Below are 12,723 nucleotides of genomic sequence, written 5' to 3'. Positions count from 1 at the left end.
GCTTATGCTCCGCCCGTCACGCGAATCACTTCTTCGAGCGACGTCAGTCCCGAGTCGAGCCAGCGCTCCGAATCCTCGCGCAGCGTGCGCATGCCCTGCGCGCGGCCCGTTTCGAGAATTTCGGCATCGGCCGCGTTGCGGTGGATCAGCGAGCGGATATTTTCGTCGATCAGCAGCAGTTCGTAGACGCCGCGCCGTCCCGCGTAACCGGATTGGCCGCAACGCTCGCAGCCGACCGGATGCCAGCGCTTGCTGCCATCCTCTTCGGTGCGTTCTTCGCGACATACCGGGCACAGACGCCGCACGAGCCGCTGGGCCAGCACGCCGAGCAGCGACGACGCCAGCAGATACGGTTCGACGCCCATGTCAGTCAGACGCGTGACGGCCGATGCGGCGTCGTTCGTGTGCAGCGTCGCGAGCACCAGGTGGCCGGTCAGCGATGCCTGCACCGCGATCTGCGCGGTTTCGAGGTCGCGGATTTCACCGATCATGATGATGTCCGGATCCTGACGCAGAATCGAGCGCAACGCACGCGCGAAGCTCATGCCGATCCGCTCGTTGACCTGGGTCTGGCCGATGCCGGACAGATCGTATTCGATCGGGTCTTCCACCGTCATGATGTTGGTGGTCGCCGTCTCGAGTCGCGACATCGACGCGTACAGCGTCGTGGTCTTGCCGGAGCCGGTCGGGCCCGTTACGAGCACGATGCCGTGCGGCTTGCCGATCAGCTTGTCGAACTGGACGAGCGTGTCGGACGCCATGCCGAGCGCTTCCAGATTGAGTCGCGTCGCGTCTTTTTCGAGCAGACGCAGCACCGCGCGCTCGCCGTGGCCGGTCGGCAGCGTCGATACGCGCACGTCGACCGGGCGACCGCCGACGCGCAGCGTGATGCGACCGTCCTGGGGCAAACGTTTCTCCGCGATGTCGAGCTGCGCCATGATCTTGATGCGCGAAATCAGCGCGCCATGCAGCGCTTTTTTCGGCCGCACCACGTCACGCAGCGTGCCGTCGACGCGAAAGCGCACCACGGACGCATTCTCGAACGGCTCGATGTGGATATCCGATGCCTGCTCGCGCGCCGCTTGCGTCAGCAGCGCGTTGATCATGCGAATGATCGGCGCGTCGTCTTCCGATTCGAGCAGATCCTCGACCTCGGGGATGTCCTGCATCAGACGCGACAGATCGACTTCACCTTCCACTTCGCCGACCACCTGCGCGGCGCTGCCGTCCTGACGCGCATATGCCTGATTGATCGCCTGCGCGAGCTCGTCGGCCGGCACGCGCACGACCGACACCGCGCCGTAATTGCGCGCGACTTCGGCGAGCGCGGCATCGCTGGTGCGTTCGCTGATCCAGACTTCGAGCGTATCGGCATGCTGATGCGCAACCAGAATCTGGCCGCTGCGCGCAAAACCATACGGCACGAGCCGGGCCGCGAGCGGCGAGGGCGCCGCGCGCTCGCCGGCGGCGGCGTCACCGTTCTGCGGACGTTGCGATGGCGCGGTTTGCGCGGGCGTCGGCGTCACGGATGCGCTCCCGGCGACACGGTGCTCGGCACCCCGCCGCTTGGCGGATTGACGACGGCCGGTTGCGGCCCCAGTTGCGGTGCGGTCTGCTGGGCCGGTTGCACGGTCTGCGGCACCACCTGCTGGGCAGGCTGCACGGTTTGCGGCACGGTAGTCTGCTGCGGCGCCTGATACTGCGTCGCCTGTTGCCGGCGCATCTGGTCCAGATTGAACAGGTTCATCGCAGGCACACCTCCCTGGCTCGGACCGATTGGCATCGGCGGCACGACCGGATCGTCGTGATCCAGCATCACCCGGTTATCCGAACGGTACGCGCCCTGCACGCCCTGGATGTAGTCGTAGCGGTTTGCCGTGACGGCCTGCGTGGTACCGCTGTCGCTGAGGATGACCGGACGCAGGAACACCATCAGGTTGGTCTTGTCGCGCGTCTTCTGCTCGGAGCGGAACAGCTGGCCCAGCCAAGGAATGTCGCCGAGCAGCGGCACCTTGCTGTTGCTGACCTGATAGTTGTCCTGCATCAGGCCGCCAAGCACGATGATCTCACCGTTATCGCACAGCACGGTCGACTGGATCGAACGCTTCGTGAATTCCGGACCTGCCGGATTCGTCGACGCGTTGTTCGTGCCGTTCACGATTGCCGAATCTTCCGTGTAGAGCTGCAGCTTCAGGATGCCGCCGTCGGTGATCTGCGGCTTCACGTGCAGCGTCAGACCGATGTCGACACGGTCGAACGTGTTGAACGCCGCGCTCGTCGTGCCGCTCGTCAGGTTCGAGTACGAACCGGTCTGGATCGGCACGTTGGTACCGACGATGATCTTCGCTTCTTCATTGTCGAGCGTGATCAGGTTCGGCGTGGACAGCACGTTCGCGTCGGCCTGCTGGGACAGCGCCTGCAGCAGCGCGCCGAGACCCTGCACGCCGAAAATGTTGTGGATCCAGCCGACGTTCAGGCCCTGCTGCAAGCCCGAAGCGCCCAGTGCCGTCGCGAGACCGCCGGTCGAGCCGGCCGCGGCCGCCGCGGCCGTCAGGTTGATGATGCTGTTGCCCGAGCCGGTCGCCAGGTTGGTACCGGCAAACAGGTTACCGTTCGCGACCTGCCACTGAATGCCGAGATTGCCGCTGGTATTCGAGTTCAGCTCGACGATCAGTGCCTCGATATACACCTGCGCGCGACGCGCATCGAGTTGGTCGATCACCGCGCGCAAGTTGCGGTAGGTCGCTTCGGGCGCCGTAATGATCAGCGAGTTGGTCGCGGGATCGGCCGTGATCATGCCGCCGCCCTGGTCCTCGCTCTTGTCCTTGTCGCCGCTGAGAAAGCCGCCGCTGTTGCCGTTCGAGCCCGAACCGCCGCCGCCCATCGGCGAGCTCATCGAGCTGCCGCCGAGGCCGCCCGACGGCAACGGCGGGGTGCCCGACGTACCCGTCGAACTGCTGTTGTTCGACAGGCCACCGCCGCCGCCGCTGCTGTTCTGGTTGAACGAGTTCGCCTCGTTCGAGCCGCCCGACGAGCCTTCGCCGCCGCCCTTGCCGAGCATGCTGCGCAGCGTTTTCGCGAGCCTCGTCGCATCGGCGTTGCGCAGCGGCACGACGTGGATGTTGCCCGGCATCGTAGTCGGCATGTCGAGCTGTTTCGCGAGTTCCCTCGCTGCTGAGAGACGCGCGGCGTTCGATGCGCGGATCAGCAGCGAGTTGGTGCGCGGATCCGACGTAATCGAGACCTTCAGCGTCGCGTCCGTGCTGCCGATCGAGCCCGGGTCCAGCATCTTGTTCATCTGCTGCGCGATGTCGATCGCATTCGCGTTCTTCAGCGGCACCACCGCGACCGACTGGCCCGCCGCGCTGTCGATGCCCGAAATGATCTGCGCGATGCGCCGCACGTTGTCAGCGTAATCGGTGACGACGATCGTATTGTTCGCGGGGTAGGCGGCAACGGTATTGTTCGGCGAAATCAGCGGACGCAGCACCGGCAGCAGGTTGTTGGCCGACTCGTTCCTCAGCGTGAAGACCTGCGTGACGACCTGATCGCCACGCGCCGTCGGCGCGTTGCCCACGTAGGTCGGCACGCCTTGCAGCTTGGCGTCGGCCTCGGGCACCACCTTCAGCACGCCGTGGTCCTGCACGAGCGCGAAGCCCTGCATGCGCAGCGCGGACTGCAAGGTTTTGAGTGCCTGATCCTCGGGCACTGCATTTTCGGACACGAGGTTCAGTTGCCCTTTCACTCGCGGATCGACGATGATCGTCTTGCCGGTTGCGGCGCCGATCGCCTTGGCGACCTGGTCGATGTCGGCATTAACGAAGTTGAGTGTCACCTCTGCCTGTGCTGTCTGCGCGGTGATCAGTCCAGCCACCAGCAGCGCCGTAGCCACGCGACGCAAAGCCATACAATTTCTTCTCATGGGATGTGATATCGATGCCGGCAGCCTCTGCCACCGACGGTCATGCGATGCGGACCCGGCAGCAAGCCGCCGTCCGCTCGGTCTGTGAGCCGGCCCTAAAAGCGAACTTCGCCTTGAGCTCAGGCGCCCCGACGTCCGAAAAAAACGAACAGTAACAGTTTTTCATGTCGGATTTGAAACAAAACAGCGACTGCATGCGATTCATTTGAAGAACCGCGATGTTGTCATTAAATTGAAAGCTAACCGGCACCGTACGGGCACGACATTAGCCGGGTTTATCCCGTCTTATGTCGGTTAGCCAACTTGACGATGATCGGACTGCCGGTATGATACGAGCCGTTCGACTCGCTGTTATGCGTTTGCTGACGCGGGTTTTCCCCGATGCCCGACAACGCCCGGCCAGCTTGCTGTTGCGGCTGGATCGCAGCCGGCAAACTGTCTTACCGATTCTTACCTCGGCTTTATTTAGTCATCTTGACCGATGAAACGTCCCCTTCTCACCGTCGCCGCCACGCTCGCGCTGCTCACCGCAGCCGGTTCCGCGCGCGCCGATTGCTTCGACGAAGCGGCGAAGTATCAGAAGGTCAATCCGTTGATTTTACGGGCAATCGCCTGGCAGGAGTCGCATAACCGGCCGGATGCGCAGCACAAGAACGCCAACGGCTCGACCGACTACGGCGTGATGCAGATCAATTCAGTCCATCTACCGGTGCTCGCGCAGTATGGGATCTCGCAGGGCACGCTGATGGAGCCGTGCAAGAACGTTTATATCGCGGCATGGCATCTGCGCCGCCAGATGAACAAGTACGGCAATACCTGGCAGGCGGTCGGAGCATACCATTCCGAGACGCCGGCGCTGCGGGACAAGTATGCGCAGCAGATCGTCGCGATTCTCCGCAGCTGGAAGCTGATGCCGGCGAAGTAGGCGTTTTCCGACGCTGTCGCTCGCCCGGGCCACGCCCGTTTTGATGCACAATGCGGCTTCATGCTGCCGCCGCGCCGGCGCTGCGCCATGGCTGCGCCGCCGGCGATATGGCCCCGCGCCCGACACGCCTTCCAATCTTCCCGTATCCCGCACCGCGATGAACCAGCCGCTATTGCCCGTCACCGTGCTCTCCGGTTTTCTGGGCGCCGGCAAGACCACGCTCCTGAACCACATCCTCGCGAATCGCGCCGGTTTGCGCGTCGCGGCGATCGTCAGCGATCTTGCCGCCGTCGATATCGACCCAACGCTCGTGCGCAATGCGGCCGAGCAGGTCGTCGAACTCACGAACGGGTGCATCTATTGCACGGTACGCGACGATCTGCAAAATGAAGTACGCCGGCTCGCCAGCGAAAAGCGTTTCGACGCGCTCGTGATCGAATCGAGCGGCGTCGCCGAGCCGATGCAGATCGCCGAAACCTTCACGTTCGAAGACCACGACGACACGCCGCTCGCAGACCTCGCGCGCCTCGACACGATGGTCACGCTCGTCGATGCGTCCAACTTCCTGCGCGACTACGCGTCGGCCGACGCGCTCGCCGAGCGCGGCATGGCGGTCGATGAGGACGACGACCGCACGATCGTCGAATTGCTGATCGAGCAGATCGAGTTCTGTGACGTGCTCGTCGTCAACAAAGTGGATCTCGTCTCCGCTGACGAGCTCGCACGTTTGCAGGGCATCCTTGCCCGCCTGAACCCACGCGCGGTGCAGCTCGTGAGCCGCTTCGCCGACGTGCCGCTCGACCAGGTGCTGAACACCGCGCGCTTCGATTTCGACGAAGCGTCGAACGCGCCGGGCTGGCTCGCGGCGCTCGAACACAAGAATGAGGATGAGCACGGCGGCCAGCGCGGCCACACTCATCACAGCGAAGCCGACGAATACGGCATCGGCCATTTCGTCTATCGCGCGCGCCGGCCGTTTCATCCGCAGCGGCTATGGGAGTTGCTGCATCAGGAATGGAAGGGCGTACTGCGTAGCAAAGGCTTCTTCTGGCTCGCGACGCGCAACGATATCGGTGGTTCGCTAGCGCAGGCGGGTGGCGCGTGCCGGCACGGTCCGGCGGGCATGTGGTGGGCCGCCCAGGATCGCAGCGAATGGCCCGAAGGCGACGACGAGCTGGCCGCCGAAATCGCCGCCGACTGGTACGGTGCGCCGGACGATATGAGCATCGGCGATCGTCGTCAGGAGTTCGTGCTGATCGGCGTGGATATTGATCCGGCCGTCTGGCGCGCGAAGTTCGACGCCTGTCTGCTCACCGACGACGAATACGCGCTCGGCCGAGAAGCCTGGCAGCAGTTCCCCGATCCGTTCCCGGCATGGGACTTCGATGACGACGATCACGATCATGATCACGGCCATCACCACCATCATCATCACGAGCACGGCGATGACTGCGAGCATTGCGGCCATGGTCATGACCATGGCGACGACGGGCATCGTCATGACTGAGCGAAGCGCCCACGACGCATGAAGCACACCGCATGGACGAAAAAAAACCCGCCACTGGCGGGTTTCTCGCGGGTGTCAACTGCCCGGCAGTAGTCTGCTTAGCGCTTGTTGACTGCGTCCTTGAACGCCTTGCCTGCCGTGAACTTGACGGTCTTGGCAGCCGGAATCTTAATAGTTTCGCCGGTTTTCGGGTTGCGACCCGTACGCGCTGCGCGCTTGCCCGAACCAAAGCTACCGAAGCCGATCAACTGGACCGCATCACCCTTCGACACAGACTTCTTGATTACTTCAAGCAACGTGTCCAGCGTTTCACCGGTTTGAGCCTTGCTGGCGCCCGTCTGTCCTGCGACAGCGTCGATCAGTTCCTGTTTGTTCATTAAGGTTCCTTTCTGAGTTAGGTTGATACGAACAGCGCGTCCGCGCCGATTATAAGTGCGCGCGCCGCGCCGTCGAGCAGCTGCGGCCCTGATCCTGAAGATCTGTCGCGCCGGACGAAACACTGTGCGGCGGCCGTGCTGCCGCGCCCTTCGCGGCGCTTGCTATGATAGCGCAGCGCAAACCCAATCAGGATAAGGGTTTCAAGGAATTTCGCGGTTTTCGAGCCGTTCTCGCAAGGAAATCGACAATTCACCCCTCAGCACCCCCTAAACGAGGGCTGAAACCCAGTCCTGGCGGGGCTTGGCGTTGGTTTTTGCCAACGCAGCAAAGTGTCTCGAAGGGTCGTGTGCCGCGTGTCGAGAGCCGCGCGCGCCGACTCCGACCATCGAACCCGCTCTGTCGAGCGTCCTTTTGAGCGTGTTTTTCCATCGCGCATGACCGATCCGCTGATCCCCGCCGTCCTCGCTTTCCGCGACAACGGGAGCCTCTTTTCGCCGCTCTACGACGACATCTATCACAGCGCGGTCGGTGCGCTCGAGCAGGCTCAACACGTCTTTCTGCATGGCAACGAGTTGCCCGAACGATGGCAGAGCCGTCGCCTCTTCACCGTGCTCGAAACCGGCTTTGGCATCGGCATCAACTTTCTCGTCACGTGGGCCGCGTGGCGCGCCGATCCGGCACGCTGCGAGCGGCTGCACTTCGTGTCCACCGAGAAGCATCCATTTAGCGCGGCCGATCTGCGCCGCGTCCACGCAAAGACGATCTCCGATCCGCTGATCGCCGAGCTGGCGGACACGCTCGCGAGCGCCTGGCCGATGCTCGTGCCCGGCACGCACCGGCTCGAATTCGAAGGCGGTCGCGTCGTGCTGACGCTGATCTTCGCCGATGCGCTCGACAGCCTGCCCACGTTGCGGCTGCGTGCCGATGCGTTCTATCTGGATGGCTTCGCGCCAGCGAAGAATCCCGAACTGTGGAGCCCGGCGATCTTCAAGGCGTTGGCACGCGCCGCGGGCGATGGCGCGACCTTCGCCACTTACAGCAGCGCGGGCGACGTCAAACGCGCATTGACGCAATGCGGCTTCGAGTATCGCAAGGTCGGCGGCTTCGGCTGGAAACGCGCGATGCTGGTCGGCCGCTTCGCGCCGCGCTGGCGCGTGCGCCGTTACGAGCCACCTGTGCCGTTCGCGCACGACGAACGGCACGCGGTCGTGATCGGCGCCGGGCTGGCCGGGTGCGCCGTGATCGAACGGCTGGCGGCACGCGGCTGGCGCGTGACGTCGCTCGAGCGGCATGCGTCGGTTGCACAGGATGCGTCGGGCAATCCAGCCGGCGTGTTCCACCCGATGATTTCGCGCGACGACAGCGTCGCGTCGCGCGTCACGCGTGCGGGCTTCCTTTACGCGCTCAATCGTTGGGCCGTGCTCGAACGGGCAGGGCATCAACTCGCGCGCGGCGATCGCGGCTTGCTGCAGATCGCCGCGGACGACGACGAAGCGCGCGCGATCGGCGACGCCATCGCCACGTTCGACTATCCGTCCGACTACGTCACGCCAGTCAGCGCGGCCGATGCCGCGCAACTCGCCGGCATGCCCCTCACGCGCGGCGGCTGGTTCTTTCCGCACGGCGGCTGGATCGATCCAGCCTCGCTGTGCGCGGCGCAGTTTGCATCGGCAGGCGGATTGCTCGAACGACGCTTCGGCGTCGAGGTCACGCGGCTCGAACGTTCCGGCGATCAATGGACCGTCTTCGATATCGCGGGCAATCCGGTTGCGCGAGCGCCAGTCGTGATCGTCGCCGGCGCGCATGAAGCCGCCCAGATCGCCGGCTTGCGTCATGCGCCGACGCGCAGCATCCGCGGTCAGCTGAGCCTGCTGCCGCCAGGTACGGTCGCGCCGCTCGCCTTGCCGGTGATCGGCGAAGGCTACGCGGTGCCGCTCGCGAACGGCGTCACGCTGACAGGCGCGACCTATGAACTCGACGATCCCGACACGTCGCTGCGCGCCGATGGTCATCGCGAGAATATCGAGCGCGTCGCGCAGATGCTGCCGGGCTTCACCGGCGTACTCGATGGCACGCCGCTGACTTCGCTTGCCGGGCGCGTCGCGTTTCGCTGCGTGACCTCGGACCGCATGCCGATGATCGGCCAGCTCGCCGACGAAGCCGCCGCCACGCGCGATGCGGCCCGCCTGCGCGGCGCCTGGCCGCTCGATCTGCCGCGCGTCGACGGTCTGTACGGCGCATTCGCTTACGGTTCTCGCGGGCTGGTGTGGGCTGCGCTCGGTGCCGAGCTGATTGCATCGCAAATCGAAGGCGAGCCGTGGCCGCTCGAACGCGACCTTGCCGAGGACATCGACCCCGCGCGCTTTTTGCTGCGCGCGTTGCGACAGGGGACGGTCGGTTAACCGACGTAAACCACCCTCTCGGCTTATCCACCGCAACTTGTGGATAACCGCACAGTTAACCAGCGCAAGTCGTGTGGAACCGTTGTGGACGTAAACGGGGTAACTCGACCGTCGCGAAAAAACCCAAAAAGTTACCCCTGTATACCGGCTGTTGCCGCACACGCTGTGCATCCGGTTATGCGGTCCGCAACTTGCTGATTCATTTCAGTAAACCCGGGTTATCCACAGAAACGGAGGCAGCTTGTTAACTGTTACTACGTATACATACGGTAAACCAGTAAACAGCAAAGCCGGGGGCTAACGCCCCGCCTATCGGGCTGCCCGAATCGCGTTCGAGTTCGCGTAAACCGATTTCTCGCCGCACCACGTATACGTTGAAGTCCATCGACAACCGAGCGGGAAAAGCCCAGACGAAACCGCACATCGAAATCACACACTTAGCGGTGACACTCGTGCCCGGATTCGCCGTTTGCGACGTCGGCGAAATTGACGCGATGTCTCGAAAAAAGGTCGCTTTTTCCGTACGTCGCGAAAATAACGTACTTATTTACCGTTTTGCCTGCGAGTTAACGTCTTTTCGGTCAACGCGGAAAAAGCTATGGCACAATCCCCGTTCTTTTCCGCGTCGTGCCATCGCGTTTGATGGCACACGCAGCAACGGAACGGTGCCGGTCAAACAGAATCTGATTCAAAGTCGACGGCGTTCTTTCACCGTGCCTGTTGCTACAGCCGCATCCGTGAATGTGCCGGGCTCTGTGCGGTTCTTTGCGGCCGCGGCGCATTCCGATCATCCGATCATAGAAACCTCGCAACGCTGACTTCGCGAAGCGCTTGCGACAACGAGCGCTCTCGTTCCGCTCGTGCCACGGCGTGCGTGTGCGCCGGTTCGTGTCGTCTGCCGTTGCTGCCAAGGAGAACCCATTACGATGAATTCGGCGTTTTCGTTTCTGCCAGCGTGGCCGCTTTCACCTGACGCCATTTTCTGGGCGGGACTTGCGTTGCTTGCTGCCGGTCTGTGCGGCGAGCTGTGCTTTCGCGCGTGGCGTTTACCGCGCATTTCCGGCTATGCGGTGATCGGCCTCGTGGCCGGCGCGGCCGGATTTGGCGTGATCGATGCGGATTCCGCGAGCGCCGCGCGGCCGCTGCTCGACGTCGCGCTCGGCCTGTTGCTGTTCGAATTGGGCAGCCGGCTCGATCTGCGCTGGATCCGCCGAAATCCGTGGCTGATCCTGTCGAGCGTCGCCGAAGCCACGCTGACTTTCGTGCTGGTGCTGCCGGTGCTGCTGTTTCTGCACGTGCCGTTGATGGTCGCGACCGTGCTGGCCGCCATCGCGATGGCGACCTCGCCCGCGATGGTGATCCAGCTCAAAACCGAACTGCGCGCCGAAGGGCAGGTCACGCAGCGTCTTCTGACCTTGACCGCGCTGAACAGCATGTACGCGGTGGTGATCGAAAAACTCGTGTCGAGCTGGCTGCATCAGGAGGCTTACGGCAACGTGTTCGCGACGATCCTGCAGCCGTTGTATCTGCTGGTCGGCTCGCTCGTGCTCGCCTATCTGCTCGCGCGCACCTGCACGTTCTTCTATCGGCGGCTGAACATGCACGACGAGCATTCGTTCGTCGCGTTGTTCGGTCTCGTGCTGCTCGCGATCGCCGTTGCGCACCTGTTCAAGCTGTCGACTATTCTCGCGTTGCTCGCCGCGGGCATCATCGTGAAGAATCACGAAGCGCGTCCGCAGTTGTGGCCTGAGCATTTCGGCACGGCGGGCTGGCTGCTGACCGTGATCCTGTTCGTGCTGACGCTGACGTCGTTCGAATGGAAGCACATCGCGTTGGGCGGAGTCGCGGCGCTGGGCCTGATCGTTGCGCGGCTCGTTGCGAAGCTGGTCGGCGTGCTGGCGTTCGCGAAGCCAAGCGGCCTGAACTGGAAGCAGGGCGTCGCGCTCGGGCTATCGCTGTCGCCGATGTCGGCACTCGCGTATCTGCTCGTGGACGACACGTACAACCTGTATCCGAATTTCGATCCGCAACTGCGCGCGATCGTCATGTGTTCGATTTTCGTGCTGCAGATTCTCGGGCCGTGGCTCGTCTATCGCAGCCTCGCGCTCGTGTCCGAGCGGCGCGAAAACTAAGCGTGAAACGCGCGTGGGTTGCCACGCGCGTTTCACGGACCCGGTTTTCACTACTTTCGCCTCAAACGACCTGACCCAGGGGACGCCATGTCACTCGAACCCTTCATCGATTCGAAACCGTTCACGTTCGGTATCGAACTCGAAATGCAGATCGTCAATACACACGACTATGATCTGACCAAAGCCGGCACGGATCTGCTGCGTCTCATCAAGGACGAAAAAATCCCCGGCAATATCACGCCGGAAATCACCGAAAGCATGATCGAGCTGTCGACCGGCATCTGCACTTCGCATGAGCAGGCGGTCACCGATCTGCACAAGATTCGCGACACGCTGGTGTCGGCGGCCGATCATCTGAACGTCGGTCTGTGCGGCGGCGGCACGCATGCGTTCCAGCAATGGAGCGAGCGGCAGATCGTCGATACGCCTCGCTTCCAGTATCTTTCCGAGCTGTACGGCTATCTGGCGAAGCAGTTCACGGTGTTCGGCCAGCACGTGCACATCGGTTGCCCGAATCCGAACAGCGCGCTGTATCTGCTGCATTCGATGTCGCGCTTCATCCCGCATTTCATTGCGCTGTCGGCATCTTCGCCTTTCGTACAGGGCGTCGATACCGGATTTCATTCGGCACGACTGAATTCCGTGTTCGCGTTTCCGCTGTCGGGGCGCGCGCCGTTCGTGCTGACGTGGGACAGCTTCGAGGAGTATTTCTCGAAGATGGTCCACACGGGTGTGGTCAACAGCATGAAGGATTTCTACTGGGATATTCGCCCGAAGCCGGGCTTCGGCACGATCGAAGTACGGGTGATGGATACGCCGTTTTCGGTGGATCGCGCCGCGGCGATCGCCTGCTACATCCAGACGCTTGCGCGTCATCTGCTTCTCGACAAGCCGATCACGCCGAAGGAAGACGACTATCTGGTCTACACGTTCAACCGTTTCGAAGCCTGCCGCTTCGGACTCGGCGGCACCTGCATCGATCCGCAAACCGGTGAACGCAAGACGATTTCCGAGGACATCCTCGAAACGCTCGAGCGGATCGGACCGCATGCGCAGGCCCTCGGTTCGGTCAACGCGCTGGCCGAAATCGGCGCGATCGCGCGTGGTCAGGTCAATGACGCGACATGGCTGCGCAGCGTGTTTGCGCAGGAAAAGTCCTTGCACGAAGCGGTGCGGCAGCAGTGTTTGCAGTGGCGCGCGTAGTCGCGAATACCTGATGAAACCCGCTTGCGTGCGCTTCGTACGCGACGTTTCGAGGAAACCCGCCCTGTGCGGGTTTTTTTTCGTAAGAAAATTTTTATGATTTTTTACGCCCGCAACCCTTCAGGTTTGCCGAAAGTTTACGTATACAGGCGTAGTAGTCGTAAGCAGGCATTGCCGAAGCCTGTGGACAACTGAATAATTTCTTGCAAAGTCAACGCGCTGGGGAAATGATAACTGGGCTTGGAAAACACGCG

General features: G+C 62.8%; 9 protein-coding genes. 6 read left to right on the top strand and 3 right to left on the bottom strand.

What is annotated here, in order from left to right; genetic code table 11:
- Positions 1 to 2: 2 nt before the first annotated feature.
- Both gspE and gspD read right to left on the bottom strand, forming a co-directional pair.
- On the bottom strand, positions 3 to 1,526 hold the full coding sequence (gene gspE / locus CI15_RS05990) for a type II secretion system ATPase GspE (RefSeq protein ID WP_062125229.1): 1,524 nt from the start codon (positions 1,524 to 1,526) through the stop codon (positions 3 to 5).
- Positions 1,523 to 3,907, bottom strand: a complete 2,385-nt coding sequence (gene gspD / locus CI15_RS05985; protein WP_062125227.1) for a type II secretion system secretin GspD — start codon at positions 3,905 to 3,907, stop codon at positions 1,523 to 1,525. Before gspD ends, gspE begins: the two co-directional genes overlap by 4 nt.
- 496 nt (positions 3,908 to 4,403) lie before the next feature.
- On the opposite strand from gspD, the gene CI15_RS05980 reads away from it, so the two are divergent.
- Complete coding sequence (locus CI15_RS05980; protein ID WP_062125225.1) at positions 4,404 to 4,847, top strand: lytic transglycosylase domain-containing protein; 444 nt, start codon at positions 4,404 to 4,406, stop codon at positions 4,845 to 4,847.
- A gap of 157 nt (positions 4,848 to 5,004) precedes the next feature.
- Positions 5,005 to 6,354, top strand: coding sequence for a GTP-binding protein (locus CI15_RS05975; protein WP_062125223.1), 1,350 nt, complete (start codon positions 5,005 to 5,007; stop codon positions 6,352 to 6,354).
- A 98-nt stretch (positions 6,355 to 6,452) separates the two neighbouring features.
- Here the strand turns inward: CI15_RS05975 and CI15_RS05970 are convergent, their stop codons facing one another.
- Complete coding sequence (locus tag CI15_RS05970; RefSeq protein WP_006050811.1) at positions 6,453 to 6,731, bottom strand: HU family DNA-binding protein; 279 nt, start codon at positions 6,729 to 6,731, stop codon at positions 6,453 to 6,455.
- A gap of 435 nt (positions 6,732 to 7,166) precedes the next feature.
- Between CI15_RS05970 and mnmC the strand changes: the two genes are divergently transcribed.
- The 4 genes from mnmC (at position 7,167) to CI15_RS05955 (ending at position 12,469) form a co-directional block, all read left to right on the top strand.
- Entirely contained in the window at positions 7,167 to 9,134 is a 1,968-nt protein-coding gene (gene mnmC / locus CI15_RS05965; RefSeq protein WP_062125221.1) for a bifunctional tRNA (5-methylaminomethyl-2-thiouridine)(34)-methyltransferase MnmC2/FAD-dependent 5-carboxymethylaminomethyl-2-thiouridine(34) oxidoreductase MnmC1, read from the top strand.
- Between the two features lie 374 nt (positions 9,135 to 9,508).
- Positions 9,509 to 9,952: a hypothetical protein gene (locus CI15_RS37125; RefSeq protein ID WP_153041055.1), complete on the top strand. Its 444-nt coding sequence runs from the start codon at positions 9,509 to 9,511 to the stop codon at positions 9,950 to 9,952.
- A gap of 108 nt (positions 9,953 to 10,060) precedes the next feature.
- The gene (locus CI15_RS05960) at positions 10,061 to 11,266 is read left to right on the top strand and encodes a cation:proton antiporter (RefSeq protein WP_062125219.1); all 1,206 of its coding nucleotides are present in this window, start codon (positions 10,061 to 10,063) and stop codon (positions 11,264 to 11,266) included.
- 87 nt (positions 11,267 to 11,353) lie between these two features.
- Positions 11,354 to 12,469 carry a YbdK family carboxylate-amine ligase gene (locus CI15_RS05955; protein ID WP_062125217.1) on the top strand — a complete coding sequence of 372 codons (1,116 nt, stop codon included), beginning with the start codon at positions 11,354 to 11,356 and terminating at the stop codon, positions 12,467 to 12,469.
- The last annotated feature ends 254 nt before the right edge of the window (positions 12,470 to 12,723 follow it).

Origin of the sequence: Paraburkholderia monticola (assembly GCF_001580545.1) — a bacterium.
GTDB lineage: Bacteria > Pseudomonadota > Gammaproteobacteria > Burkholderiales > Burkholderiaceae > Paraburkholderia > Paraburkholderia monticola.
The sequence above is the reverse complement of the archived record's forward strand: the minus strand, read 5'-3'. Positions and strand labels throughout refer to the sequence as shown.